Raw genomic sequence first — 25,768 nt, 5'->3', positions numbered from 1 at the left:
ACAATATGTCAATGACCCCGAGGGTGGCGCTCTACGCGAGGATCAGCGAAGACAGCACTGGGAAGGCGCATGGCGTCGAACGGCAGCTGCACGACGCCGCCGCACTTTGCGCTGCCCGTGGCTGGGAGATTGTGGGTCGATACTCCGACAACAACATCAGCGCGCTACGGGGCAAGCACCGCCCTGGGTACTCCTCAATGCTCGAAGCTGTGAAGCGGCGCGAGTTCGACGCCATTGTGGTGTTCCAGATGAGCCGGTTGTGGCGCAACCGATCGGAACGCGCTCGCGACATAGACGCTTTCGCCGCTGCAAAGGTGAACATCGTCGCGGTCCAGGGCACCGACCTCGATCTGGCCACGGCCTCGGGTCGGGCCGTGGCCGGCCTACTCGGGGAGATGGACACCCTTGAGTCTGAGATAAAGAGCGAGCGTGTCCTCGCAGCTGCAGCCCACCGCGCTCGGCAGGGCCGCCCAAACGGGCCGCTCGGCTACGGGTGGAAGCGCGTCGGTGACCAGTACGAAGTCGTGCCGCACGAGGCCGACATCGTTCGTGAGATCGTGCGCCGTCTGGGCGAGCGTGAGCCGCTGCTGGCCGTGACCGCCGATCTCAACAAGCGAGGCGTGCCAGCACCGAAGTCGCCGACGTGGGGTAAGACGAGCGTCAAGAAGATCGCCATCCGGCCGTCGAACGTGGCACTGCTCGTCCGCCACCGTGACCGAGACGATGAGGCCCTGCTCGAGGGGACGTGGCCGTCGTTGATCGACCGCGCAGAATGGGACCGCGTACGTGAGATTCTGACCAGCCCAGGCCGTCAGACGAACGGCGCGACCCGACCGGGCGCTCGAAAGCACCTGCTCACCTTCGGCGTGGGGGTGTGCGGTGTCTGTGGTACCCGGTTGCGGGTGGCGCTGAAGGGCAACTCTAGATGGGGAACGAAGAAGCGCCTGTATGTCTGCGATGCGGACGGGTGCGTCGGGCGTCAGCAGGAGAGCGTTGACGACCTGGTACGAGGTGTTGTCGTGGCGCGCCTGAGCCGTCCAGACGCTCTCGATTGGCTGCTCGGCGACGAGGAGGCTGCGAAGGCGGCTGATGCCCGTGCGCGTGACCTGCGCGGCCGTCTGGACGATGCCGCCGACCGATTCGCCGATGGGGGCATAACGGGTGACCAGTTGGAGCGCATCACGGCGCGCCTGACGCCTGAGATCGCCGCCGCGGAAGCTGAGCGCGCGAAGCACGCCGGTTCGCGCGACCTCGAGGCCCTCGCTGCGCTCGCGGGGCCCGGGGCCGCCGAGCGATGGGACGCCATGTCCGTGGTGCAACGGCGCGCGGTGCTGCAGGCGCTCGATGTGATGGTGGTCATCGACAAGGTGAAGCGCCGTGGCCCTGGCTTCGACCCTGAGTGCGTGAGGTTCGTCTGGAACAGTGCGTCGTGACGAACCCGATGGTCGCTGGCACGAGCGGCCAGCCATGCGCGCCGCCACGGGACGGACCAGCTTGTGATACACGCTCGGCGGCGATGGGTCCGTGCCGAATGGCTGGGCATTAACCGCCACCACAACCTAGGCGCTGCGAAAGGTGAACTAGTGGGCGCACGAGGTAACAGAATCGCGAAGAACAAGCCTGCGAGCAGGGATGCCGGTGGGCACTCCTTACCATCGGATCACTTCATGCACTACGTCGCCGTCGAGCTGGTGTGCGAGCCATGCGCGCGTCGCGGTGTAGAGACGGCGCTTGGCGCATGGGGGATCGAGACCCACGACGCGGAGTTCCACGCCAACCAGGTCTACGCCATGGGAAAGAACGCGGCGGCCCAGCTACAGGAGCTCCGGGACGAGGCTGGGGACATCCGTCGTCGATACCAGTTCCTGTGCCCACGCTGCGGCCACGCGCCGCAGCGCCGGGAAGAGAAGATCTTCTGGTACTTGGCTGAGTCGTACGTGCAGGGCGCGGGACCCCTGACCCGCCGGGTGCCTCTGTGACGCACGACCGGATGTTGCTACGCTCGTAGCAGCAGAGCGTCGGACGCAGGCGGCTGTACCCCTGCGTAGTCCAGTCCTCTCATCGGAGGGCGTGCTTGACATGCCTGAGAGGCACTCCGATGAAACCTGCTACGCGAACGACCCGTGCCCGGGTCGCAGCCCTGACGCGACACCGCCCCGAAGCCCCGGAGACGGTTGAGCTCACTCGCGACTTCAAGGCCGAGCGCCTGGGCGAGTACATTCAGCGCGTCGTCGACGCCGCGCCGCCCCTGACCCAAGAGCAACGTGAGAAGCTCGCCCGTCTGCTGCGGGGTGAGGTGCGATGACGAGTGGGTTGCGCCGCTCGGGCGTGGATACCCGGGCGGCGCAGAGCAATTCGGCGGACAACCTCAAGCTCGGTTCAATTCTAAATCCCATGGGCGCCACCGCAGGCACGGACATCGAAGTCTTCGCGGACGCGGCCTTCGCGGAGGGCGAGGGATACGCCCACTTGGCGCTCGGCCGGGCCCCTCGACTGGTCGATGGCAAGTACGAGTACGCCAGCTTCGAGCCGCGCTCGTTCCAGTGGCCAGCTGAGCGGGAGGAGCTGGTGAGCTTCGTGCGGCAGGCTAGTTGCGATGGGGACGTGTTCATGTGTCCGTACCTGATGAGGGGGCGCGAGAGGCGGCGAGGTCAGTCGGTCGCCCGCTGGTGTGTCCACGCCGACGTCGATGGCGACCCAACGGCATCCGTGATCCAGGTCGCCCGAGACCTCGGCGGCTTCGTGATCGCGTCCGGCAGCCGTGACTCGTACCACCTGTACGTCCCACTGGATCGCAGCGTCGCTGTGGAGGAGCACCGAGCCTTGTGCGTGGCACTACGTGATCGTCTCGGCGGGGACGACAAGATCGCAGACAACGATCTGCTCCGGCCCCCGGGAACGCTGAACCACAAGGCTCGAGTGCGACAGGCAGCCAGCCCAGCCGGAGTCCAGTTCGCCATTCGGCCGTCTGCCTCCGGCTTGCGGTCGACGCCGGAAGCTGTTGCCGAGTACCTCCGCGTAGACCTGCCCCTGGTCAGCAAGCGCGTGAGGCAGCGGGCTGTGACCGGTGCTGGGCGCTCTGAACCTCCGCTCTCACAGTCGCTGGTCGGAGACGGGTCGATACCCGTCACCGTCCGGGACGCCGTTGGTGATGACACCGGGGACCGATCCGTGGACACGATGCGGATCGTGGCTGCCGCCCACGATGAGGGTCTTCAGCTCAGCGACGTCGTCGACCTTATCGAGAGGCACCGGCCCGACCTCCAGGAACGCCTCCACGCTCGCGGTGACGACGACCTCGCCGTGTGCTGGGGCAAGATTGTCGAGGACCGCGCGACCACGAAGACGTCCGAGCGCCAGTCTCCTCGGCGGGTGCAGCCGCTGCGCCGCGCGGGCGCGGATCGCGATCGGCGCCCGATCCAGGCGCTCCCGCTGGCTGCACTGCTTGACTCCACGGTAGGCGATCGCGAGTGGGTGGTGGAGGGCTTCATTCCCGCAGGAGCCGCGGTGTCGCTGGTGGCGAAGGCGGGGGCAGGCAAGTCGCTGCTGGCGCTCGCCGTCGCCCTCGCGGTCGCCCGGGGCGATGAGTCCTTCGCTGGGATGCCCATTCCACGCCCGCGGCGGGTCATGTATGCCGATATGGAGAACACTTCCGTCGATCTGCGCGAGCGTCTCCTCGCACTCGGAGTCAACCCCGGGAACGTGGCGACCCTCGATGATCTGCATCTTCTCCTCCTGCCCGATCTCTGGGACCTGGACACCGAGGCGGGTGCGGCCCACCTGACTACCGCCTTGGACATGTTCGGGCTCGAGGAGGGCGACGTCGTGGTGCTCGACAGCTTCCAGCGGGTGATCGAAGGAGCGGAGAACGACGCCGACACGATCCGCCGGTTCTACCGGCACACCGGCAGGGAGCTCAAGCGCCGAGGGCTGACCGTCCTGCGGACCGACAACACCGGGAAGGACGCCGGCAAGGGCGCCCGCGGCAGCGCCGGCAAACGCGATGACGTCGACCTCGAGTACCACCTCAGCGCCACACCGACCACGGTCGAGCTCAAAGTGGAGAAGTCCAGGATCGCGGGCGTGAGCACCATCAAGGTGGGACGCGACCACGACCAGCTGAACGGATACCTTCGCTACCACTCATTGTCCGCCAACCGGGATGACATGGCGCGTGACCTCGTGGAGCTGATGAATGAGCTCGGCGTGCCAGCCGACCACGGAGAAGACCGGGTGAAGACCTTCCTGGCACAGCACGATCAGCACCCGAGCAGGGCAGTCCTTCGCAAAGCCCTGAGGCTGCGCAAGCGTTAGACCCCACCCCGCCGCGGAACTGGCGGCGGGGTGGCGGCGGGGTCGGCGGGGTCAGGATCAGGCACAACACCACCCCGCCGCCGCTCCCGCTCTCTAGGAGCGGCGGCGTGGCGGGGTACCGGGCTAACTGACGGCGATCTCGTTGTGCAGGCCAGCAGCCCCGGACACGCCTCGGGATTGCGGCGTGTCAGCGCTCATGGCGGCAACTCCCGGACCGGCACCAACCTCACACCCCTGTTCCCCGACCTCACGCCTGTGCTGACCTCGCGGCTGGCGGACGACCTCGTCCTCGATGGCGAGGTCATCGCGTGGGACCCGGCCGGCGGACGGCTCGACTTTGAGGGCCTGCAGGCCCGGATGACCGCCGGTCGGCGGCTCCGCGCGGTCGCCGCGAGACGCCCTGCTCAGCTGGTCGTCTTCGACGTGCTCGCAGCCGGATCGGAGGACCTGCGGGCATCACCGCTGCGGGAGCGTCGGTCGGTGCTCGAGCAGGCCCTGCACGGCATGGCGTCTCCGATCGTGCTGTGCCAGCAGACCGACGACGTGGCCCTGGCCGCGGAGTGGTTCCGCACCCTCACCGCCGGCGGCATCGAGGGGCTGGTGGTCAAGGAGGCCGGCGGCACCTACCCGACCCTGCCGGGCCAACGCGTCTGGTGGAAGGTCAAGGCCAAACAGACGCTCGACATGCTCGCGATTGGATTCACCGGGGACCGGGCGGCTCCGAGTGGGTTGGTGCTCGCGTTCCCAGGTCATGTGGACGACGACGGTCAGCCGGTCACTGCCGGATCTACGACCACGCTGTCGAAGGCCGTCGGCAGATCGCTGTCGCCCTTGCTGCACCCGACCGGCGAGGTCTTCGAGCGCTCGTTCGCCTGGGGCTCAGCCGAACCCACGAGGGTGACGGTCGTCGCGCCGTTCGTCGTGGAGGTCGAGGCCGACGCTTCAGCGGCCGCCGGGGTGCTGCGCCATGCCGCGCGACTGCACCGGGCCCGGCCCGACCTGGACCCTGCGGAGCTTTGCTGACCCGACCCTGCCGGCAGACATGTGCCTAGCGGCATGATCATGCGTGTGAGTGAAGAACCGCGGTCAGGCAGGGGAAGGTATCCAGGGCATCGCCGACTAGCGTTTGTCTCCAGGCAGGCCGCCTTGGTTGTAGGCGACGACTTCCGGGCGGCAGACGCTCGTCGTTCCGACTTTGCGCGCGGAGCGTTGGCCGCTAGAACCCGACAACATCGACCGGCGTGGCCGAGTCGGTGGAGGTGCCAGCGCCGAGCTGCCCAGAGGAGTTTGAGCCCCAGCATGCAACGCGGCCTGCAGTTGTCAGGGCGCACGCGTGGAAGGCGCCGGCGCTTACGGCCCGCACGCCACTTGTGGACCGTGCCACGTCGACAGGGACGGCCGAGGCAGTTGTTGAGCCGTTGCCGAGCTCCCCGTCTCCGCTGTATCCCCAGCACTTGACACCGCCGGCGCTGGTGGCCGCACAGGTGTGAAGCACGCCGACGCTGACGGCCTGCACGCCACTCGATAGCCCTACGACGTCGACTGGGGTGGTGGAGGGCGAGGTGGAGCCGCTGCCCAACTGCCCGTACGAGTTGGCGCCCCAGCACTTGACACCGCCTGCGGTGGTCACCGCGCATGCGGTGCTGTCAAGGCCGACACTGACCGATGCCACCCCGCTGGTAAGCCCGACCACGTCGACCGGGACGGACGATTGGGTAAAAGAGTCGTTGCCGAGTTGACCGGATTCATTCGCACCCCAGCACTTGAGAGCGCCTGCGGTGGTCACCGCGCATGCGCTGTGGTACCCGGCACTGATTGACTTCACGCCGCTTGTGAGCCCCACAACGTTGACCGGGGTGGCCGAGCCCGTGGTGGAGCCGTCGCCCAGCTCGCCGTCCGGGTTGGCGCCCCAGCACGTGACACCACCCGCGGTGGTCAGCGCGCACGTGTAGTCCCAGCCGGCGCTGACGGTCTGCACGCCACTTGATAGCCCGACGACGTCCACCGGGGTCACCGAGACCAGGTCGGTGAAGCCGTCACCGAGCTCGCCCTCTCCGTTGTAGCCCCAGCACTTGACGCCGCCCGAGGTCGTCACCGCGCACGTGTGCTCGGCACCAGCTGCGATCGACTTCACGCCGCTTGTGAGCCCAACGACGTTGACCGGGATGGCGGAGTCCTGCAAGGAGCCGTCGCCGAGCTGTCCCGATCCGTTGAAGCCCCAGCACTTGACGCCGCCGACGCTGGTGAGCGCGCAGGTTTGGTAATCGTTGGAGCTCAGGGCGACGGCGGTCGAGATGGTGCCGGTCGTCGTCGGCCGGTTGGTCCACACCCGCAGGGAGGTGGACGCCGCGCCCACCCGCCCGGCCGCGTCGGTGAAGCGGATGGTCGCAAGCCAGGTACCGGCCGTGGTCGGTGTGCCGGTGATTGTGTTGCCGGACTGGGTTAGGCCGGGAGGCAGGCCCGTCACGGACCAGGCGCCGTTGCGGTTGTCCGCCGTGGTCAATGGTGCGCTGTAGGGCACTCCGACCTGTCCGTTGGGGAGGGCTGTGCTGGAGATGACTGGTGGGGCGGCCGCGACCTGTGTGGCGGTGCTGTACGTGGCGAGCGTCTTGGGTCCCCACAGGGTGCCGTTGTAGAGGGTGATGTTGCTGGGGGCACCCTTGAACAGGCACGCGAGGCACGCGGTCAGGTTCGCGTCCACCTTGCCGGTCAGGGCCGCGATCGGCTGGCTCAGAGGCGTGTACGTGGCCGTCAGGGAGGGGGTCAGGCTGCCCTTGAGGCCGGGGCCGCCGTTGAGCGTGGTGGTGACAGCGATGCTCGCGGCAAAGGTTGCGGTGACACCGGAGTCGCTCGACAACTGCAGCGGCTGGTTCTTCGCGCGGCAGTACGAGACACGGCTCTCGGAGCCGTTGTCCCATCGGTACAGCGTCGAGCACTCGTAGGTCACGCTGACGGTCGCTTCGACCTTGCCGGAGACGTCCAGGCTCACCGACGGGCTTGCCAGAACCACGACGGCACCGAGGTTGCCGGCCGGGAACACCTGCTTGATAGTTGGGAACGCGTACGTGCAGTGGCTGCTCCCGGAGACGGACACCCCGGCAGTGAGGGTGAGGGAGGCATCGACGCTGGTTTGGAACAACGACAGGCCACCGGTCCCGACGTAGACCCCGCCACCTCCGAAGAACGGGTGCTTCCACAAAGCGGTGAGCTGCGGGGTCACGGTCGGCGTCGCGCTCAACGCGGTGAAGGTCGCCGTGGCACCACCCGTGCAGGTCAGTGAACTGCCTGAACTCGTCGCTAGGCTCGACGGTGACTGCGCACGAGTCGCCGAGGAAGTCCCGGGTGCACCGCCTGCGGACGCAGTGGTGTTGGACTGGCTCAGGTCGGGGGTGACGGTGTGGACGATGCCTTCGGCGTAGGCGTCATCGAGGGTACCCGGCGTCAGGGGGACCGTGATGCTGCCATCCGGGTTGCTGGTCGGGTCGCCGGCAATGCCGATCGCACCGGAGGGGTTCGTGGCGGTGGGGGCCAGGACCAGGACGTCACCGGCGGTGACGGTGGTCCCGGTGAGGGTGGCGCCAGTGATCGCGCCGGTGCTCGGGTCGAGCGTCAAGGTGCTGATGTCGGTGGCCGGGACCTGTTTGGTGGCGCCGTCAGGGGTCAGGAACGCGCAGGACGCGTCGTGGCACGCGGATGGCAGGCTGGTCGGGACCTTCAGTGACAAGGTTGCTGCGGTGGGCGTGCCTGCCACGTCGGTCACGGTGACCGTGACGGCGGAGGTGCCGGTCGCGGCCGGCGTGCCGGTGATGGAGCCATCGGCGGCAATAGTGAGCCCGGTCGGTAGGCCCGTGGCGGTCCACGTGTAAGGAGCGATTCCCCCGGTCGCGGTCAGCACAGCCAGGTAGCTGGCGCCGGCGGTCCCGTCAGGCAGCGTCGACGTCACCTGGGGGGCTGGGCGGGAGGCGTTGACCTGCCGCTGCGCGCTCGTCGCGGCAGCAGCTGTAACGGTCGCTGGCACGTTGAGGCGGAAGTACCAGGTACCCACCGACGACGGCGCGTACGTGGCCGTGTAGGTGCCGAGTGAGTCGGTCGAGCCAACCGCGACGGTGGACCAGGTGGTCGCGGTCGAGAGCCGACGTTGCACCTGCACGGGCCGCGCCGTGTAGCCGCTGCCGGTCTGAACACGGACGGCGGAGGCCAGGGCCTGCCCGGATGCGACGCTGACGGTGGTCGCCGGCCACCCGGTCACCGCCGTGGGCAGGCCGATGACGCCGGTGACCTGCCGCTGCGCGGTCACGGCGGCCGCCGCGGAGGCCGTCGCGGGTGCGAGCAGGCGGAAGTACCACGTGCCGGTGGCCGGGATGGCGTACGCGGCCGTGTACGCGCCGGTGCTGCTCGTGGTGCCCGTTGCCACGGTGCTCCACGTAGTCGTGCTCGAGGCTCGCCGTTGCACGGACACCGGCCGCGCCGTGGCCGCTGTACCGGTCTTGACGACAACGGGCGAGGAGAAGGTGTGGCTGACGGCGCCGGACGCGGTAGTGGTGGGCCACCCGGACACGGTGGTCGGGGCCCCGGTGACGCCGGTGACGGTCCGGCTGGCTGTGGTCGCCGCGGCGGCGGTGGTCGTGGCTGGGATGTAGAGGCGGAAGTACCAGGCGCCGGTGCCGGGGACCGCAACAGCGGCAGTGTAGGTGCCGGCGCTGCTGGTCGTTCCGGTCGCCAGCGTGGTCCACGAGGGGGTCGTGCTCGCTCGCCGCTGGACCTGCACGGAGCGGGCCAGGTACCCGGCGCCGGTCTTCACCGACACGGGGACTGTGACGCTGTACCCGACTGCGCCGGTGAGCGGGCTGGTGACCCACCCGGCTACAACGGCCCCTGCCCCGGAGATGCCGGTGACCTTGCGGGTGGCGGTGGCCGCGGCAGAACCAGTCGAGCTGGCCGGCACGTACACGCGGAAGTACCAGGTCCCGGTGGTCGGCACGGTGTAGCGAGCCGTGAATGCTCCCGTGGCGCTGGTGGTGGTGCTGGTCACCGTGGTCCAGGTCGTGGTTGTGGCTGGGTGCCGTTGCACCTGCACGGCCCGCGTTTTCGAACTCGCTCCTGTCTTGACGGCCACGGCATCGGCGACGGTGTAGCCGACCGCTGCTGTCAGCGCGGTACTCGTCCAGCCGGAGATGGCCGTGGACGCTGCAGCGTTCGCCGGGCCGATGGCGGCGAAGAGCATCGCGATTGCTGCAATCGTTGCGAGCAGACTTCTTCGAGCCATGAGGCCTCCCCCGTGTGTGGGCTGAGCGCCCTGACGCACGCTAGCGAGACAGCCTCTTACATATGGGCCGTTTGCGTAAAATCGCACATCGCTCTGGTCCGACAGGCCGCACGGGACAAAGCGCGCCTTTAAGTGAGGCTGAGCCGGACCATGCCGGCGATAGTCGTCGCGCCGTTCGTCGTGGAGGTCGAGGCCCGACGCCTCTGCGGCCGCAGGCGTGCTCCGTGATGCGGTGCGGCTGCACCGTGCGAAACCAGACCTCGACCCCACTGAACAACTCAGCTGACGCGCGCACCGGCCGGGCCGCTCCGCCTCGTGGTTGGAGCCCCAACGTTTACAGGGAGCCTTCGGCGGGCACGTACCGGGGGCCCGGCTCACCGTCCCGGCAGCCGACAGAGGAGGACTGATGACCAGCAATGCGCCAACGTCAGACATCTCGAGCCGCGCGGTGAGCCGCTACGGGGCGCGCAAGATGCTGACTGCCGCCGCGCTACTGCTGGTCGTGGTCCCGTTCGCGGGGCTTCTCCTGCTCGTCGAGGACAAGTGGAGCCCCCTCGCGACAGCAGACTTCACCGCTCGGGACCAACTCCACCAATACGCCCTCACGAACCCCGCGTTCGTGGCCGTCATGCGAACCGCGAGCGACGCAGGCTCCGCCCTGTCGTGGCAGATCGTCACCGCGCTGATCATTATCTGGCTGGTGTGGCGCCGCAGGTGGCGCCTGGCCGCTTTCACCGTCATCACCATCGCCGGATCGTCGCTACTGAACACGGCGGTGAAGGCGGCCGCACACCGCACCAGACCGGTCGTCAGCCAACCGTTCGTCCACGAGCCGGGTGCCAGCTTCCCGAGCGGTCATGCCCAGGCGGCGATCGTCGGCTTCGGTGTCCTCCTGCTGCTATTCCTTCCTAGGCTCGCCCGTCCCTGGCGACGGGCCGCTGTGACCGTGGCGGTCCTCATGGTGCTGCTGATCGGGTTCTCCCGAGTCGCCCTCGCGGCCCACTACGTCAGTGACGTGGTGGCGGGTTTCGTCTTGGGCGCGGCGTGGCTGGCGGCCATGACCGCGATCTTCAAGGCGTGGACGGTGATGTCCGGGGCTGCGCCCGCGGCCCGATCACGGCCTGCAACCGGGCCACGCCGACAAGATCGCACCTAGCTAGACCCCGACGGAAACGGTGACCCGGACACTAGGAGGCCGCACGCCTGGTTCTTAGGGGAGGCGCTTCGAGGGTCCCAAACGCGGACTGGCCAGGAATCCACAGCCTGGCCGCCCAGGACGACGTCCCGCACGCAGGGCAGGGGCGTAGATCTGCTGGCGGTTCACTGACTCTCGCCGTGTTAGGAGTGCGCTGCCGGACTGCCGGTGGTAGAGCTGCACCACCGCCCGCCATCTCGGCGGGCACTGGGCTCTCAGGAGTGATCATGGGCGACATCGCCGGCAAGGTCGACAAGGCGTTCGAGGCTTCTTCGGTGAGCGAGCTGGCCGACGCGCCGGTGGATGCGTTGCAGGGGGTCAGCGCTGCAGACGCGGAGGCACTCAAGGCCGCGTTCAACATCAAGACGGTGCGTGACCTGGGCACGAACAAGTACTTCCTCTGGGCGCAGGCCATCGCGAAGCTGGCCGAGTAGCCCCAGCTCTGGCTGATGTACAGGGGGACTCATCGGCCGCCCGGCTCACCGTCTCGGCGGAGCCGGCGGTCGGGCACCCCGGCCGGGGGACACCTCGATCCGAAGACGGCATCGACGCAGTCGGCCAGTGACAAGGGAGAACCGATGCTCAAAGGTTTCAAGGACTTCATCATGCGGGGCAACGTCGTCGACCTCGCGGTCGCCGTCATCATCGCCGGCGCGTTCGGCAAGGTCATCGAGGCGTTCGTCACCGTGATCATGGACGTGATCGGCAAGCTCGGGGGCACCCCCAACTTCTCCTCCTGGGCGCCCGGTGGCGTGCACCTCGGGACGTTCATCACGGTGACGATCAGCTTCCTCATCGTGGCTGCGGCCCTGTACTTCATGGTGGTTGCCCCGATGAACCATCTTGCCGCTCGCCGGGCGGCCGGGGTCGAGCCGGAGCCTGAGGCCCCGTCCGAAGAGGTTCTTCTGCTCACTGAGATCCGCGACTCGCTGCGGCCCCGCTGACGTGATTGCTCTGGCGGCTCCCGGGAGGCACGAGTAGGTTCCTGGCACTGCACCGACGCAGGATGGTGCCCAACCGAAGGATCGTCAATGGACTTCAACGAGATCGTGGACCAGGCGAAGAACCTCGCAGGGGAACACCCCGAGCAGGCCAAGGAGGCGCTGGAGAAGGCGGAGGGCATTCTTGACGAGCGCACCGGAGGCAAGTTCACCGACCAGATCAGCAAGGGCGGCGACGCCGTCGAGGGTCAGCTCGGCCTCCCGGCCGACAACGCGACGGATCAGTAAGCCACCGGTGCTCTGCGCGTACCAGGAGCGTGCACGAGTTCGCCCGACGTGAGGCAGACCCGAAACGCAAGAAAAGAGCCCCCGGCCGGCTCCTCCCGTCCCAAAGACGAGAGGAGCCGGCCAGTTCCTTATGACGAAACTTCCTCGGTGCCGCACTGACCGAGCGCCCGGTACACCGAGGCCCTGCTGACTCCGACGACACGAGCGATGGTTGCGACATCGTGCTCCCGGCTGTCGTACATGCCGCGAGCAACCTTCAGCTTCTCCGGCGTCCACACAGTCGGTCGTCCACCGTTGCGGCCTCGGGCGCGAGCAGCGGCGAGACCGGCCATGGTGCGTTCGCGGATGAGGTCGCGCTCGAACTCTGCCAAGGCCCCGAAGAGGTGGAAGATGAGCTTGCCGCCGGGCGTGCTCGTGTCGATGCTCTCGGTGAGGCTGCGAAAGGCGACGCCACGGCCCTCAAGCGTCTGCACGGTCTCGATGAGGTGACGCAGGCTCCGGCCCAGACGGTCGAGCCTCCACACCACCACCGTGTCTCCTGGCCGCAGTTGGTCGAGCATCTCGTCCAACGCCGGCCGGTGCTCGAGCTTGCCGGACGCCTTGTCGGTGAAGATGCGTTGACAGCCAGCGGCATGGAGGGCATCGCGCTGCAAGGCCGCGTCTTGCTCGAGGGTGGATACCCGGGCGTACCCGACGAGGTAGTCCGCGGTCGGCGTCTCGCTACTCATGGGTGTGGCTCCTTCTGAGAAGTTGTTTGTGGACATGGGAAAAGGACAGACGCCCCCGGCTCGTTGGAGGCGGGGGCGTCTTGGCGTTCAGAAACGCTCGTTTTTGGCTTCGCTGTTGGTGCAGTACTTGAGAAGCAGTTGGAGGACGTATGCGCCCAAAGCCGTTGCCAGACCCAGCAGGAGGCCAACTACCGCTGACTCGCTGACCGTTGAGGAGCGACTTGACACCAAGGTCTGGAGCCAAGAGATGAGATAGCCGTGCCGCTCGGTGATCCGACCCTCGTGAAGGCCTGCAAGCTCAGCCGTAATGGCGTCGAAGGAGTCGCGACGGGCGGCGGAGGGCGATCTGAGGCTATCAGTGTTTGAAAACGCTTCTGTAGTAAGGCCAGAGCTCCCGGTGTTCGCAAAGTTACAAAAGCCTAGTTTGATGAATGCAATTCCTCACCATGGCTCTTCACGGCACAAAGCAAGCCGCTTCATGGTTGGTTCTCGCCTCGCTTGTGCGTCGGTATGGCCATCTGCAAAGCGACTTCCAGCAATTTTTGCGTTGGATAACCCGGAGCGCCATACGCACCGCGCGCATCGGCGATGGCTACCGAAGATTCGGTGACGACCATGACGCGCTTGAATCCTCGCGGCAGTTGCTTCATCAGGTCGCGCGCAATGATTGCCGCTTCATCAAGGGAATGCCGTCGCGCCTTGATCTCCACACCAACCATCGTGCCGTCCCATAGTTCGATAGACGCATCGAGGGGCACGACGCCACCAAAAACCTGCTCCTGGAGAACATATGAGTCGTTGTACACCTTCAGTGCTTCATCAAGTGCAGCCAATACCTGCCTCTCGAACGCGAGACTCTTGGCGGCCGAGTCACGTGCCACAGAGTGAACCCTGTGCTTCGCCAGCGTCGATCGCAGATCTTCTAGGGCCTCGTCGCTCGCGACGGTGGGGTTCACGTCCGGCAGGGTGACTGGAACCGCTGCCGCGACGATCTCCTTCTTGGCAGAAGTGGACAGGTCGTCGACGATCTCCGAAACCTCGGCGTCCACTCGCTCCTTGACCTCTTCCTCGATCATCTCGAGGCCATAGTCCTTGCCGGTTAGTTTGGTGGGGACGCGGCCAATAACCCCCAGTAGCCCGGCGAGCGTTCCAGCTGTAACAAAGGCGACCGTGCCGGCCCCGTCGTGGCCGCTCGCGATGTAGCCCCACCCTCCAGCGCCGAGAAGTCCCAGGCCAACCAGTACCGAGCCTGCGCGCTGTTCGCCGGTAAGCTTGATCGGCCTGATCAAGCGCGTTTTCTCTTCGGAAGTCGCCTTGGCCTGCTCCCTCGTTGCCTCGTTCACGGAAGGACCGTACCGGTCAGTCCGGCTCCATGGTGATGAACATGCCCCCGTAGGTTTGGGCGTTTGACGCCGAAGCGATGGAGTGGAGGACTTCCGTGCTGTCGTCTACCGAACTGAAAATGCTGCTCGAGCACGTGCCGCCTGCCGCTCTCCAGCGCCGCCTCGGACCAGCCGCGGACATGGCGAGTTGCGTCGTCGCTCATGCACTGGACACCCCCACTGAGCTTGGTGGCGCTCACAGTGGCTCATCCTCGAGGTCGTAGCCGCTGCCGTACTCGGAGCCGTAACTCCAACGACGAGTGGGGCTTCCGCTGGCGGGGCTCGTGGGCCGGGACAGCACGGCAACGACGCCTTCGACGGCCTTGACGCAGACGAGGACGACGTCGGCCAGGTCACGGACGGCGCGCAGGCCGGCCGTTGCGGTCTCGGGTTCGTGTTCGCGGAGCTTGGCGTAGGCCACGACGGTGAGGGCCGCTGCGGCGGCCACGGACATGACGATGATCATGGGGTTCTCCTCTGGACGGGCCGGAGGCTCGCCGACGGGCGACGGGCCTCCGGCGTTGGGGTGGGTCAGCGCCGGGCGCGCGCACGACGGGCGCGGGCTTGGGCTTGCTGCGCGCGGCGCTCGGCCCGGTTGCTCGGTCCGTGCGGCTCGGTCCACTCGTCCGACCCCATGGGGTACTCGGGCTGAACCGTCTCGTCACCCATGCCGGCTTCGGGCACGGTGACGAAGGGCGCCGGGTGCTGCACCGGCCGCGACGCTGATGCCGCTGCTGGTGCCCAGGTGGTCCGCCATGCGGCGACGAGGTCAGCGAGCAGGCTCGGGGCGACCACCACCGGAAGCAGGAGCAGCTCGACGCCCCAGCGCAGCCACGAGCCGCCGACGAGCCGGCCCAGGAGGCGGTGCAAGACGGTGGACTGGCTGAACGGCCGGACCAGAACTGCCAGGGACGTGACCGCCCGGCCTACGGCCTGCGAGACGGGGTGGGCGGCCACCGCGACGAACAGGCGCCGCACGGCGGTGCCGGCGTTGGCGAGTCCTGTCGCGATGCGGGAGCCGGTCGGTCCGCAAATGCCGAGCAGCGAGCGTGTCTGCTGCCACAAGGCGCTCGCACCAGCGGCAATCTTCGACCCGAGGAACCGGCCGACTCGAACGGTCGCCCGCCAGACCCCGGGGATGCTCAAGATGGCGGCCGCGGCTGTGACGGGGCCGACGGACTTGATCAGGTCACCCAGGCTGGCCAGCCGCGTAGCGATGCGTGACAGGACCGGGTTGCCCCCAAGCGCGGACAGGATGTTGCGGGCTTGTCGCAGGACCCATCCGGCCGCGCCCCGCGGCAGGGTGAGGAGGGTGTCCAAGGCCTGCCGGGCGGCCCTGCGGAGGCGGAGCAGGACGGCGAACCGCTCCTTCTGGGGTGGGGCCGGGACGGCGTAGAGCCCAGGGTTGATGGGTGCTGCGGTGGACATGGCGGATCTCCTTCTGGTTGAAGCCCGGCAGCATGGGTGCGTCCGGGCATGAGAAAGGCCCGCCACGTCGTGCGGCAGGCCTGGGTTCTTCGGTGGTGCGGGCGGTCAGGGGCGTTCGGGTCGGATGCCCTCGTCGAGCATCAACCTGAGCAACTGGGCCAGCCGGTACTCCGGCTCGCAGCGCAGCGCCCGGTCGAGAGCGACCCGGGCCAGGGCTCCGTCGCCGTGCCACCACGAGTACGTCGCGAGGAGGGTGAGTGCTGGAGCGGCGTGGTCGTCGGTCGAGTGTCGGCACAGGTCGATGAGCCGTGACTTGATCGCGCCAGTCGTCATGTCCGCGTCGTGCTCCTCCACGGCTGCGTGGATGGCGCTGCTACACCGCTGGACCAGGAGTTGGGTGTCCTGAGGAAGGAGATCGAGCTCGAGGCCGTTGGGGATGAGCACTGCCGCGAGCCCGTCTCGGGTGGACACGTCTCGCAGGGACTGCAGGGCGGCCGCGGCGTCGGTGATGCCGAGCACGCTGTGGGGGCGCGTGAGGACTCGAGCCCAGACCTCGGCGAGTCGGCGAAGGCGTTGGGCGCGCGCCAGGGACGTTGGTGCTCTTGGCTCCTGCTTGAGCCGCTCGTCGACGTCGCGAGCGGCTGGGCCGGGCTCGAGCTGCTCCGCGAGCGCGCGCCGGTCGTCCAGTGGAGCACTGCCCACTCCGACGAACTCGGCAAGCACCGATGACGCCTCTGCTGGCGGCGGCACCGCGGTGCCTTGTGGCGGACAGCACGAGGGGTCGGTGCAGTCGAGGGAGCGCCAACGTCCGTCGTGGACGATGATCCGGTCACGCACGCCCACGTCCCGGGCGCGAAGTCGCTCGCTCAGCGCCTCAACGAGGGGCCAGGAGTCGCCGGCCGTGTTCTCGTAACCAACAAGGAGGGCTCCGTCGGCCTGCTCCTTGAGGACGTGACGCTGTAGCGCATGGGCCACCTCGTCGACGTGGTTGGGGTCCGGCAGGTCCATGCGCTGGGTCAGGTCGATCTTGTTGTCCTTCAGTGCCAGGACGACGATGGCGTTGCGGGGCTCGAAGCCGAGCAGGTGTGGGATGACGGCGAGCAGGTCGGACGGGCTGCGCAGAGAGATGGGTGGGGCAGTCATGGTGTTCCTTTCGGTGGGGCCCGGCGGGTCCGGGCATGCGAAAGGGCCCGCCACTGATGTGACGGGCCCTCCGTGAACTCTTGCGAGGGGGTTTCTCCAGTCCACTCTTGGACGTGGTTGTCCCAATGCCTCGTGGTACTCATTCTACCACCCAATTCCCTTGCCGCACAGTGTCATTCGGACGTGCTATGTTGCGGCGCGGCACCTGCCACGGGTCATGACCGCTCCACGGGTGGGTGCATGAGCCCAATCAAGCAGCGGTGGGAGGGTTGCCTGGCTGGCTGGGCCATGGCCGTGGACGCTCTACTCCGCAGCGGCCCCCAGGGCGCGGGCAAGGTCAAGTACGGTCGCCAAGGTCGCTGCCGCAGGCCCCGAGAGTCGGTCTCGACCCAGACGGTGCAGGACGTCTCGGAACAGGACCTCAGTACTGTCCCATCCGGTCACCGCTGCGGTCTGGTGCACCACGTGCGCCAGTTCCAATGGGGGCACCTGCTCCAGCGTCCTCGGCCCAAGTCGGCGCACGAGGACTGCTGCGGACTCCGGCAGCCGGTAGGTCCGAGGCTTGAGGCCTGAGGCGTTCAATGGGTTGTCTGAGACCAGGATGCCCTGGCGCAACGCCTCCGACAGGCCGGCGTTCAGGGCTCGTGCGATCTGCTTGCCGACCCGGTGTCCGCCCGAGCTCAGCACATAGCGCTGGTGCAGGCGGAAACCAACGACTGGCCCTTCGGCCTCCACGATCGCCCGCAGCCCCTCGACGACCGCCGATCTTGGCGCGCTGAGAGCCTCTGGGGTGAAGCCCTCGTACTGGACATACGGCGGCAGGGCGTCCATCGTGCCGTCGGAGACGCTCAGCGAGCTAGGGCCGGTGGCGCGGACTGACTCTGGCTCCAGGTCGGGACGCGCCGTGTGCAGTAGCTCGACCTCGAAGTCCGCCAACGACACGGCATCGTTGTCTGCTTCTCCCGCCGGCGGCCGGCTGAGCAGCCGCTCGGAGACGCTGGGCAAAGAGTCTGGCGTTCCGACGTGCGTGGAGGCCTCGTCGCCTTTTGGGGGTTGCCGCATCTGGGTGGCGCCGGCCTCCTTGACCACGTTGCCGTTCGGGTCGCGGATCTCGTTGTCCTCAGGACGCCACACGACCTGGCTGCTGACAGACACGTCCTCACGTTCTGGGGTGCCCCCCGGCAACGGATACGTTTCCGGGAACAGCTCCTCGTCCGTGAGATACACCTCGTCCCGGCCTCCGGACTTGGCATCGGCGAACTCGATGTCCTCGGGCTCGGCGTCGTCTGACTCGATCTCCACGGGATCGGTGCTGTCGGCGAGCTCTTCGTCGAGCCAGCCGGAGGGGCGGATGTCCAGGTCCTCCAGCGTTGCCCACAGCCTCGCCAGGACGGCGTGCTGGTCGACGTACCAAGCAGACTCGCGGATGCGGAAGAACTGCCAGCCGCACCGCTCCAGGTCACGCTGCCGGCCAAGGTCCGCCTCGTAGGCGTCCGGGCCGTGCCAGGCGTCGCCGTCGCACTCGATCGCCAGGCGACCCTTGGCGCCGACGACGACCAGGTCGAGGTTGTATCCCATGGCTGGGAACTGGGGTACCACCGTGAAGCCACGGTCGACGAGTCGATTGAAGACGCGCTGTTCAAACAGCGAATCGAAGGGCTCCATCTGGATGTCTTCCGGCACCGGCTCAGACCCGCTGGCCTGCCGGTCGCGGGCCCGGCCGATGATGCCGTAGCAGTAGTCAAGAAGATGGTGGCGCATGTCCTGCGGGTTGGGGACCTGGTCGAGGGTGACCGAGTGGAACAGCCACAGCTGGTCCTTTGCCCGGGATACGGCGACGTTGTACCGCTGCGTGTACATCTCGTGCGTGAGCGTGCCCAGGCGTCGGCCGTCCTCGGGGGCGGCGACCATGGACAGGAACACCACGTCGCGCTCGCTGCCCTGGAAGTCGGCAGCGTCGCCGCAGCGCAGCCCGCGGGCTGACCACTCCTCGGCGGGGACGGTCTCCAGCAGCGCGGCCTCGATGGTGCGGGCCTGTTTGCCGCCGGACAGGGAGATAACCCCGAACGTGAGGCCGTCGTAACGCGGGTCGGTCAGGCACTTGCCGATCTGGTCGACGATGGCGTCGACCTCAGCGGGGTTCGTCTTGTTTCCCGATGAGCCGCGCTCGTACCCGTCCGCGACGTGCACGGCCTTGATCGGCTCGAGCCGGTCCGCGCCGTACTGGCGCACCGGGATGAGCCGGATGTTGTCCGGCTCATACGCGACCCGGTTGGAGAAGCCGATGATCTCCGGAACGCAGCGGCGGTGCTCGACCAGGGTGAGCTTGGACCCGAAGCGCATGTTGGCCTCATCGAACAGGGACCGCTGCGGGTTCTGCCATGAGGCGATGTAGCGGTCATCGAACAGGTACTGGCTGGCGAGGTCGCGAAGCCGTTGCTGGTCGACCCCGACCGCGGTGGGCGAGACCTGCTTGTCGTCGCCGATGACGACGATCTTCGGGGCCAGGTACTGCAGGAACGTGGCCTCCAGACCTGCCTGGGACGCCTCGTCAACGATGACGACGTCGAACATGTCCTGCTGGACGCGCAGCTGCTCGGCGATGCGGTAGATCGGCAAAATCCACACCGGGACTGCGGGGCGGCACCGGTCCATCGCCCCGCGGATCTCGGCACGCTTGGCGTTGGCGTACTTGCCGGTGCCCTTGCCAAGGGACTTGACCAACTGGGCGTACTGGGTCAGGTCCGCCCGTGACTGTCCGGTCAAACGTGTGGGGGATACGGCGTGGTTCCAGGCCCGGGTCGCGGCGAGGACCTCGACCTCGCGCCTCAGCCGCACCTCGAGGTGGCCGATCTGCGCCTGGAGGACGTTCGTGTCGGTGGAGTCCTGGGCGAGGATCCACACGCCCGTCCTGGCCCAGTCCCACGCTGCCGGCATGTTCGAGATCCGCGCGTCCCAGATGGGGTCGCCAGGGTTCGCCGTCACTGCGTGGGCGAGGTCCGGTGCGGCGTGGCGGACGGTTGCGGTCAGCCGGTCTCGCTCTGCGGAGAGCTCGCGCACGCTGTGCAGGCGAAGGAGCCGGGCGTGCTCGGCAGCGTAGGTGTCCCGGTCTCGGTCAAGGACGGCCGCGTGCAGACGGTGTGTGGTCGTTGCCGCGTCTGACCAGGTGCACATTGCCGCGGTGGCCGCGGCCATTGTCTCCAGCGGCTGCGCCGCGGCGGCGGCAGCGTCCTGGGCGGCGGCGGCGTCGACGAGGTGGGCGTACGTCATGACGGACGTGATGTCGTTCCAGTCCGGGCGAGGCAGCCCGGCCTCTGCCAGCAGGCGTTCCTCCTCGGTCAGCTCTCGTCCCAGCGCCAGGAGCCGGTCGAGCTGCTCGAGCTCGGTCTGGTGCCACTGGAGACGCTCGCGCAGGGTGTCCTCGATGGGAATGGTCACGCTGGCCGGCCACGCCCTGTCGAGCAGGTCGAGCTGGCGCTGTCCGTCGGCGTGCGCGAGGAACGCGGCCAGGTGCTCAGAGGTGGTCGGCGTCTGCCGGTTGACCCGCACGGCGTCGAACAGTGGCTTGGCTGCCTTGATCGCCTTCTGGCTGAACGCGCCGATCTTGGCGGACCCGTCCGGGTTGGTTTTGACCGGCCCGGACGCGGTCACGTGCGCGAGCAGCTGGGCGGCCAGCGCTGCCAGCGCGCCGAGGTCGGCTCCCGCGGCGACAGTGACCTCGGTGCTCGCGCCGACGGAGGTGATAGCCGGGCTGGCGGACGCGATGAGCTCGCGGACGGTGTCGGCGCGGGCATTCCAGGTCGCGCCGCGTCCGCCGCGAATGTCGCGCAAGGCGCTGTTCAGCCAGGTCTCGTCGCTCCGCTCGAGCTCGCCGACTTTGCGGGCGATCTCGCGGGTCCGCGCCTGGAGGCGCTCGCGGGCTTGAGCCGGCATCTCTGCCACGGTCTGGTACGCCTTGTGCTCGGCTAGCCCGGAGTGCTCAGCCGCACAGGCCTCGCCGCGGGCCTCGGCGTCGATGAGGTCGGCGAACTTCTGCGGTGAGGGAACCTGGTCGGGGTCGGCGAGGCGCTGGACCGCCTCCGACTCGTCGGCGGCCAGTTGCTCATCGCGCAGCAGCGCCAGCCAGCGGGAGGACTGGTCGAAGTCAAGCGGGGACGGGACGTCCGGGTGGTACTCGCTGAGCTCGGCGATCCACTCGTGTGCGGGTGCGCTGGTCTGGTAGGCCTGTGCGATGCGGGCGAGGGTGCCGGTGTATCCGGCGTGCTCGTGGTCGGCGACCTCGGTAGCGCGCGCTGCCAGGAGCTGTCCGCGGACCTCTGCGCGGCGGCGGCGCAGCGTGTCGATGTTGTCCAAGCAGGCTGCGATCTGGTTCTGAGCCTGCCGGTCGTCGTGGTCGGAGGAGCGACCGGAGATGCGCTCGACGGCGACCTTAAGGTCGGCCATGTCGGAACGGTCGGAGCCCACTACGGCGACCGCGAGTGGTTTGATCGACTCAGGCAGTTTGCTGCGGACCTCCTTCAGGGCCCGGTCGGTGTGCGCAGTGACCAGGACTCGTTTGCCCTGGGCGAGCAGGTGTGTGAGCAGTGCGGCGGCGGTGTGGGTCTTGCCGGTCCCGGGCGGTCCCTGCACGAGGGTCTGCGCGTGCCGGTCGACACGGCGGATGACGTCCAGCTGGACATTGTTCAGCGGCAGCGGCAGGAAGAGGTCGTCGTCGCCGTCGACGGCTACGAGGGCGCCGTCGGTGGGGTCCGGGCAGGCCGGCGGCTGGTGATCGGGATCGACCAAGGGCAGCAGGCCCGAGGGCACCTCGCCAGTCTCGGCGATCTCGGCGGCGATGGCATGGAACACCTCGACCAGACCGAGCGCTGAGCGCTTGCGGACGATGATGGCGGGCGCGAGCGCCGAGCGCGGGTGGGCGCTGGGCGAGGGGGCGGCGTCGCTGTCTGCATACTCGCCCTCCGCGTCCATCACGTTCACGATGCGGGTGGCTAGTTCTCCGGCGTCGGACCGGTGCAGCGGGTGGCTGGCGAACTCGCGGGCGCGGACCCGGATATCGTTGACGTGCCCAGGGTTGGGCAGCATCGACGGCTCTAGCATGTCGGTCTCGAGGCTCAACGTCTCCAGGGCGGGCAGGGTGACGATGCTTATGGTCCCGGTGACGTCGTCGAACTCGATCCCGGCCGCGCAGGTAAACAGGTGCCGGCTGACCAGGGGGTGGTCCTGGGGTGCCCACGCCAGCAGTCCGGTTCCAAGGACCAGTTCGACATCCTCGGTGTGGGATGTGACGTCGACGTAGATGGCGAACAGTGCGGTGTAGAGCTCGCGGGCGGGGCGGTCGGCCAGTTCCTGCTCGGCCCACGCCCGCCACCGGGCCCGCCACTGGTCGTGCGTCTCGACGAGGTTGGGGTCGTCGGCCAGCTGCAGCCGGGCGTCCGACCCGTCGTCCTCCTTGGCGCCGGCGTTCGGGATGGACTCTCGCAGCAGTGGCTCGGCCTCCGGGTTGCCCGCCGGTCCCTGCATCCAGGGGACTAGCTCCTCGGGCACTGCGGGGGCGTCTGGGGCGGGGATGCGGTCGATCACCAGCAGCGGCTGGCCTTCTTCGGGCTCACTGAGCCGGTGGGCTGCGCTCAGCGCGGGATGCTCAGGAAGGTCAGCCATCCACAGGACGGTCTTGTAGTCCTTGGTGACCCGCACAGGCGAGGACTTGAGCATCTGGGCTCGAGCGAGGAACTCGAACAAGCGCTTGCCGCGGTCGGCCAGGTCGTGGGCCTTGGCGCCCAGCGAGGTCGACTCGGTGGCGTATGGGTGCACGTCGCTGATCCTTTCCCCTTCGCCGATGCAGGCGGCGGGCCCCTATGGTCGCATCTGGCGAGGACAATAGGGCGTGAATGCGGACGAATCTGCGCCGCGGTTCGGTAGCTACGAGTTGAGAAGGCGCCCGCAGGCCTCGACAGTAGACCAGCTGCTGACTCCGGATCGTTGGGCCTGGTGTTGGTCTGGATTCAGTCCGCGGATGGTCCAAACCGGTCATTGCTCATCAACGCCAGCCAGCGGTATTTGCGCAGGTAGGCGACGGACATTGACGACGACCAGCACCAGTCGGCCCTGCGGGTGCCGACGTGCCGCGATGTCCGGACGGTGGCCGTGCGCGGCGAAGGTGGCGGCCCCGTTGCGTCGAACACCCGTTCGAGGATGCGCCACACTTGTGCGATGGCTGGCGGACCTGGGCGCGGACACGAGCACCCCATCCCGCCCGTGCCAGCCAGTCGGAGGCACTGCTGGGTCCGCGGAGGCCCCGACGCCGCTGGCTCCCACCCCGGCATCGTCGTCGAGTGGCAGCAGCGTGACGGCGCCTGGTTCGCCTTGGTCGCCTACCTCATTGAGGCAGACAGCGTCCTGGTGCAGCAGTGGCTTTCGGCCGAGCTCCTCACCGGGGTCGGCTGACGACGTTTCTTCTCTCAAGGACCATCGGGCACGCGCTTGTGCCACGCTCGTCAGGTGACGGCTGACATCGAGGCGGTATGGCATCGGATCCAGACGCATGCTGGCGAGAACTTCCAGACGGCGACCGGACTCGAGTTCACATACCGGGTGCCCGGCAACTTCCTGCGCGTAACCAGGGATGACCAGGAGATCAACCGATCCCTGTCGCGAACGAACTTCGCGCGCGCCCTGGAGGTCATGCCTGCATCTCGGCTCAGCGAACTCAAAGCCCGACAAGGGTCCGCCTACACCTGGGCCATACTCATGGACTCCCGGATCCGCCACAGCGACTGGTGAACGTCATAAGCCAGCGGGCCTGACGCTCAGTGTGAGCCGGCAGAACCCCGACGCTGCTCACCTTCCGGTCCGGAACGGCTCGGACGTGCCACGGCGATCGCATCGCGTACGGGCGGTGGGACCAGTACGTAGACAGGCGCACGCCAAAGGAAGATCGTCAGCTGCAGTGACAGGGACATGCCCCACCGTGACGGGTCGAACGCATATACGTTGGCCAAGGTCACACGAAGAGCAGGACGCAAACCACGTGGGGATGGCGAATGAGCACGTTGAAGCAGTTGGAGGCAGGCGAGGTATCCCTGAACAAGGTGTTCAGCGGGGACTACGACTTCCTCATCCCGGACTACCAGCGGCCGTACGCCTGGGGCACTGAGCAGTCGCTGCAACTTCTCGACGACCTCGAAGGCGCCTTGGACCGCACCTCAGACGAGCCCTACTTTCTCGGCTCAATCGTCTTGGTGAAGGCGCGCGGAGTCCCTCGCGCCGAGGTTATCGACGGCCAGCAGAGACTCACGACACTGACAATCATGTTCGCCCTGCTTCGCGACCTGAGCGGCGACCAGGACCTCACCGCTGAGTTGCGGGACCTCGTTCTTGAGCCCGGGCGCAAACTTGCCGGTACCGCCGCTAAGCCGCGTCTGCAGCTGCGCAGACGAGATGCCGACTTCTTCCGCGATTGGGTCCAATCACCCGGCAAGACCGCCGACCTCGCTCAGCTCGGCGACGACAAGCTGCGCACCGACGCACAACGAGCGATCCGCGACAACACGGCAGCCCTGCGTAAGCGCCTCGAGGCTTGGACGGAGGATCAACGGGAAGAACTAGCCGCCATGATGGGCGGGCGCACCTTCCTTGTCGTGGTCAGCACGCCCGACCTGACCAGCGCCCACCGCATCTTCAGCGTGATGAACGCACGAGGGCTGGACCTCTCCGCCGCGGACATCTTCAAGGCCGACGTCATCGGACGCATCGAGGAAGAGAAGCAGGAAGAGTACGCGGACAAGTGGGAAGGCGAGGAAGAGGATCTCGGCCGCGACAACTTCGCCGACCTCTTCCAGCACATCCGGATGATCTTCGCCAAGATCCGCGCACGTCGAGAGCTGCTCAAGGAGTTCCCGGAGCAGGTCCTCGATGCCTACCTGCCCGACCGGCCCGCTGACTTTGTCGATCAGGTGCTCCTGCCGTACTCCGACGCCTACGAAGACCTCTTGGCTCAGAAGTACTCCGCCGGCCCCGAGTCGGAGAAGGTCAACGCTTGGCTTCAGCGCCTCGATCAACTGGACAACAACGACTGGCGACCCCCGGCACTCTGGGCGCTGCGATACCACCGCGAAGACCCCGCGTTCCTCGGCGACTTCCTGCAGCGGCTTGAACGCCTCGCCGCCAGCATGCTGCTTCGGCGGGTCTACGCGACACCTCGGTCCACGAGATACGGGGAGTTGCTGCGCCAGTTGGACGAGGGGCTGGGGTTAGCCTCACCCGCCTTTCAGCTCAGTGAGGACGAACTGACCACGACTGTCGACCGCCTCAATGGCGACATCTACTTGGTCAAGCCCGTTCGGCGCTACGTCCTTACGCGTTTGGACGAGAGGCTGGCCAAGGACCCCGGCGTCACGTACCACCACAAGATGATCACTGTCGAGCACGTCCTACCTCAGAATCCGAAGGGCGACAGTGAGTGGCATCGCCGCTTCACCGACGAGCAGCGGAAGCACTGGACTCACAAGCTGGCCAACTTGGTCCTGCTCAACCGCGCGAAGAACTCCGAGGCACAGAACTACGACTTTGCAGAGAAGAAGCAGCGATACTTCACCGGGCCGAACGGAGTCGCAGCCTTCGCGCTAACAAGCCAAGTCTTGGGGTCGTCGGAGTGGACGCCGGAAAGCCTCCAGGCTCGCCAAAGCTACCTCGTCGACCTGCTGAAGAAGGAGTGGGGCTTCAACGACCAATGATTGCGACGCCGTAGGCTGGCGGCGCATAAAGGGCTCTTGATGTAGCTCCACCACATCGAGCGAAATCGCTCGACGGCGTGCGGGCGCTGCGATCGCGTGCTGGTCGGCGAATCGTCAGTCGAACGGGTTTGGCCCGACGTAGAGCAGCCAGAACAGGTCAGGACTGCGCCCGTCAACCGCCCTCCGAATGTGCGTTCGGTAGACGTGCCTCACGCTGCCCTCCTTGTGGATGATCTCTTCGTCATGGCCCTTGTCGATAGCAAAGGACTGGCCGTCCAGAGGACCGCCTTTCGCGAGGAATGGTTCGTGCATTCCTGGATCCTGTCACGGCGGGTGGTGCCTCAGCACGCA

At 67.5% G+C, this 25,768-nt stretch carries 21 protein-coding genes; 13 read left to right on the top strand and 8 right to left on the bottom strand.

Annotated elements, in window-relative coordinates; all coding sequences use genetic code 11:
• The first annotated feature begins 5 nt into the window (after window positions 1–5).
• From AB4091_RS12960 to AB4091_RS12945, 4 genes are all read left to right on the top strand, one after another.
• Window positions 6–1,433, top strand: coding sequence for a recombinase family protein (locus tag AB4091_RS12960; protein WP_442292155.1), 1,428 nt, complete (start codon window positions 6–8; stop codon window positions 1,431–1,433).
• Between the two features lie 234 nt (window positions 1,434–1,667).
• Window positions 1,668–1,979 carry a hypothetical protein gene (locus tag AB4091_RS12955; protein WP_442292154.1) on the top strand — a complete coding sequence of 104 codons (312 nt, stop codon included), beginning with the start codon at window positions 1,668–1,670 and terminating at the stop codon, window positions 1,977–1,979.
• A gap of 415 nt (window positions 1,980–2,394) precedes the next feature.
• Window positions 2,395–4,314: an AAA family ATPase gene (locus AB4091_RS12950; protein WP_442292153.1), complete on the top strand. Its 1,920-nt coding sequence runs from the start codon at window positions 2,395–2,397 to the stop codon at window positions 4,312–4,314.
• 177 nt (window positions 4,315–4,491) lie between these two features.
• Entirely contained in the window at window positions 4,492–5,337 is an 846-nt protein-coding gene (locus AB4091_RS12945) for an ATP-dependent DNA ligase (RefSeq protein WP_442292152.1), read from the top strand.
• 193 nt (window positions 5,338–5,530) lie between these two features.
• Here AB4091_RS12945 and AB4091_RS12940 read toward each other — a convergent pair whose 3' ends face one another.
• Window positions 5,531–8,611: an RCC1 domain-containing protein gene (locus AB4091_RS12940; RefSeq protein ID WP_442292151.1), complete on the bottom strand. Its 3,081-nt coding sequence runs from the start codon at window positions 8,609–8,611 to the stop codon at window positions 5,531–5,533.
• Between AB4091_RS12940 and AB4091_RS12935 the strand changes: the two genes are divergently transcribed.
• The 6 genes from AB4091_RS12935 to AB4091_RS12910 all read left to right on the top strand — a co-directional run bounded on the left by AB4091_RS12935 (window position 8,580) and on the right by AB4091_RS12910 (window position 12,004).
• On the top strand, window positions 8,580–8,954 hold the full coding sequence (locus AB4091_RS12935; protein ID WP_442292150.1) for a hypothetical protein: 375 nt from the start codon (window positions 8,580–8,582) through the stop codon (window positions 8,952–8,954). The two genes, AB4091_RS12940 and AB4091_RS12935, sit on opposite strands and share 32 nt — an antisense overlap.
• 51 nt (window positions 8,955–9,005) lie before the next feature.
• Window positions 9,006–9,302: a hypothetical protein gene (locus AB4091_RS12930; protein ID WP_442292149.1), complete on the top strand. Its 297-nt coding sequence runs from the start codon at window positions 9,006–9,008 to the stop codon at window positions 9,300–9,302.
• A gap of 684 nt (window positions 9,303–9,986) precedes the next feature.
• The gene (locus tag AB4091_RS12925; protein WP_442292148.1) at window positions 9,987–10,736 is read left to right on the top strand and encodes a phosphatase PAP2 family protein; all 750 of its coding nucleotides are present in this window, start codon (window positions 9,987–9,989) and stop codon (window positions 10,734–10,736) included.
• 266 nt (window positions 10,737–11,002) lie between these two features.
• Window positions 11,003–11,209, top strand: coding sequence for a hypothetical protein (locus AB4091_RS12920; RefSeq protein ID WP_442292147.1), 207 nt, complete (start codon window positions 11,003–11,005; stop codon window positions 11,207–11,209).
• 144 nt (window positions 11,210–11,353) lie between these two features.
• Window positions 11,354–11,719 carry a large conductance mechanosensitive channel protein MscL gene (gene mscL / locus AB4091_RS12915; RefSeq protein WP_442292146.1) on the top strand — a complete coding sequence of 122 codons (366 nt, stop codon included), beginning with the start codon at window positions 11,354–11,356 and terminating at the stop codon, window positions 11,717–11,719.
• 87 nt (window positions 11,720–11,806) lie between these two features.
• The gene (locus AB4091_RS12910) at window positions 11,807–12,004 is read left to right on the top strand and encodes an antitoxin (protein WP_442292145.1); all 198 of its coding nucleotides are present in this window, start codon (window positions 11,807–11,809) and stop codon (window positions 12,002–12,004) included.
• A gap of 128 nt (window positions 12,005–12,132) precedes the next feature.
• Here AB4091_RS12910 and AB4091_RS12905 read toward each other — a convergent pair whose 3' ends face one another.
• The 6 genes from AB4091_RS12905 to AB4091_RS12880 all read right to left on the bottom strand — a co-directional run bounded on the left by AB4091_RS12905 (window position 12,133) and on the right by AB4091_RS12880 (window position 22,379).
• Window positions 12,133–12,732, bottom strand: a complete 600-nt coding sequence (locus AB4091_RS12905) for a recombinase family protein (protein WP_442292144.1) — start codon at window positions 12,730–12,732, stop codon at window positions 12,133–12,135.
• 476 nt (window positions 12,733–13,208) lie between these two features.
• Window positions 13,209–14,075 (bottom strand): hypothetical protein, encoded by an 867-nt coding sequence (locus tag AB4091_RS12900; RefSeq protein ID WP_442292143.1) that lies wholly within the window; start codon window positions 14,073–14,075, stop codon window positions 13,209–13,211.
• Window positions 14,076–14,310: 235 nt separating this feature from the next.
• Window positions 14,311–14,580: a hypothetical protein gene (locus tag AB4091_RS12895; RefSeq protein ID WP_442292142.1), complete on the bottom strand. Its 270-nt coding sequence runs from the start codon at window positions 14,578–14,580 to the stop codon at window positions 14,311–14,313.
• A 65-nt stretch (window positions 14,581–14,645) separates the two neighbouring features.
• A complete protein-coding gene (locus AB4091_RS12890; RefSeq protein WP_442292141.1) occupies window positions 14,646–15,542 on the bottom strand; it encodes a hypothetical protein in 897 nt (298 codons plus the stop codon).
• Between the two features lie 105 nt (window positions 15,543–15,647).
• A complete protein-coding gene (locus AB4091_RS12885) occupies window positions 15,648–16,685 on the bottom strand; it encodes a DUF4192 domain-containing protein (protein ID WP_442292140.1) in 1,038 nt (345 codons plus the stop codon).
• A 303-nt stretch (window positions 16,686–16,988) separates the two neighbouring features.
• A complete protein-coding gene (locus AB4091_RS12880) occupies window positions 16,989–22,379 on the bottom strand; it encodes an AAA domain-containing protein (RefSeq protein ID WP_442292139.1) in 5,391 nt (1,796 codons plus the stop codon).
• 516 nt (window positions 22,380–22,895) lie between these two features.
• Between AB4091_RS12880 and AB4091_RS12875 the strand changes: the two genes are divergently transcribed.
• From AB4091_RS12875 to AB4091_RS12865, 3 genes are all read left to right on the top strand, one after another.
• The gene (locus tag AB4091_RS12875) at window positions 22,896–23,129 is read left to right on the top strand and encodes a hypothetical protein (RefSeq protein ID WP_442292138.1); all 234 of its coding nucleotides are present in this window, start codon (window positions 22,896–22,898) and stop codon (window positions 23,127–23,129) included.
• A 54-nt stretch (window positions 23,130–23,183) separates the two neighbouring features.
• On the top strand, window positions 23,184–23,465 hold the full coding sequence (locus tag AB4091_RS12870; RefSeq protein WP_442292137.1) for a hypothetical protein: 282 nt from the start codon (window positions 23,184–23,186) through the stop codon (window positions 23,463–23,465).
• A 260-nt stretch (window positions 23,466–23,725) separates the two neighbouring features.
• Complete coding sequence (locus AB4091_RS12865; RefSeq protein WP_442292136.1) at window positions 23,726–25,417, top strand: DUF262 domain-containing protein; 1,692 nt, start codon at window positions 23,726–23,728, stop codon at window positions 25,415–25,417.
• Window positions 25,418–25,531: 114 nt separating this feature from the next.
• Here the strand turns inward: AB4091_RS12865 and AB4091_RS12860 are convergent, their stop codons facing one another.
• On the bottom strand, window positions 25,532–25,729 hold the full coding sequence (locus AB4091_RS12860) for a hypothetical protein (protein ID WP_442292135.1): 198 nt from the start codon (window positions 25,727–25,729) through the stop codon (window positions 25,532–25,534).
• Window positions 25,730–25,768: the final 39 nt, after the last annotated feature.

Origin of the sequence: Terrabacter sp. 2RAF25 (genome assembly GCF_052115265.1) — a bacterium.
Classification (GTDB): domain Bacteria; phylum Actinomycetota; class Actinomycetes; order Actinomycetales; family Dermatophilaceae; genus Terrabacter.
Note: the sequence above shows the minus strand (reverse complement) of the source record. Positions and strands in the feature narration are given on the sequence as shown.

Excerpts from the sequence above, each read along its gene's own strand:
- AB4091_RS12895 (WP_442292142.1), bottom strand. The coding sequence starts at position 14,580 with ATGATCATCGTCATGTCCGTGGCCGCCGCAGCGGCCCTCACCGTCGTG.
- AB4091_RS12925 (WP_442292148.1), top strand. The coding sequence starts at position 9,987 with ATGACCAGCAATGCGCCAACGTCAGACATCTCGAGCCGCGCGGTGAGC.
- AB4091_RS12860 (WP_442292135.1), bottom strand. The coding sequence starts at position 25,729 with ATGCACGAACCATTCCTCGCGAAAGGCGGTCCTCTGGACGGCCAGTCC.
- AB4091_RS12905 (WP_442292144.1), bottom strand. The coding sequence starts at position 12,732 with ATGAGTAGCGAGACGCCGACCGCGGACTACCTCGTCGGGTACGCCCGG.
- AB4091_RS12890 (WP_442292141.1), bottom strand. The coding sequence starts at position 15,542 with ATGTCCACCGCAGCACCCATCAACCCTGGGCTCTACGCCGTCCCGGCC.
- mscL (WP_442292146.1), top strand. The coding sequence starts at position 11,354 with ATGCTCAAAGGTTTCAAGGACTTCATCATGCGGGGCAACGTCGTCGAC.
- AB4091_RS12875 (WP_442292138.1), top strand. The coding sequence starts at position 22,896 with ATGGCTGGCGGACCTGGGCGCGGACACGAGCACCCCATCCCGCCCGTG.
- AB4091_RS12955 (WP_442292154.1), top strand. The coding sequence starts at position 1,668 with ATGCACTACGTCGCCGTCGAGCTGGTGTGCGAGCCATGCGCGCGTCGC.
- AB4091_RS12920 (WP_442292147.1), top strand. The coding sequence starts at position 11,003 with ATGGGCGACATCGCCGGCAAGGTCGACAAGGCGTTCGAGGCTTCTTCG.
- AB4091_RS12935 (WP_442292150.1), top strand. The coding sequence starts at position 8,580 with ATGACGCCGGTGACCTGCCGCTGCGCGGTCACGGCGGCCGCCGCGGAG.
- AB4091_RS12865 (WP_442292136.1), top strand. The coding sequence starts at position 23,726 with ATGAGCACGTTGAAGCAGTTGGAGGCAGGCGAGGTATCCCTGAACAAG.
- AB4091_RS12960 (WP_442292155.1), top strand. The coding sequence starts at position 6 with ATGTCAATGACCCCGAGGGTGGCGCTCTACGCGAGGATCAGCGAAGAC.
- AB4091_RS12885 (WP_442292140.1), bottom strand. The coding sequence starts at position 16,685 with ATGACTGCCCCACCCATCTCTCTGCGCAGCCCGTCCGACCTGCTCGCC.
- AB4091_RS12910 (WP_442292145.1), top strand. The coding sequence starts at position 11,807 with ATGGACTTCAACGAGATCGTGGACCAGGCGAAGAACCTCGCAGGGGAA.
- AB4091_RS12950 (WP_442292153.1), top strand. The coding sequence starts at position 2,395 with ATGGGCGCCACCGCAGGCACGGACATCGAAGTCTTCGCGGACGCGGCC.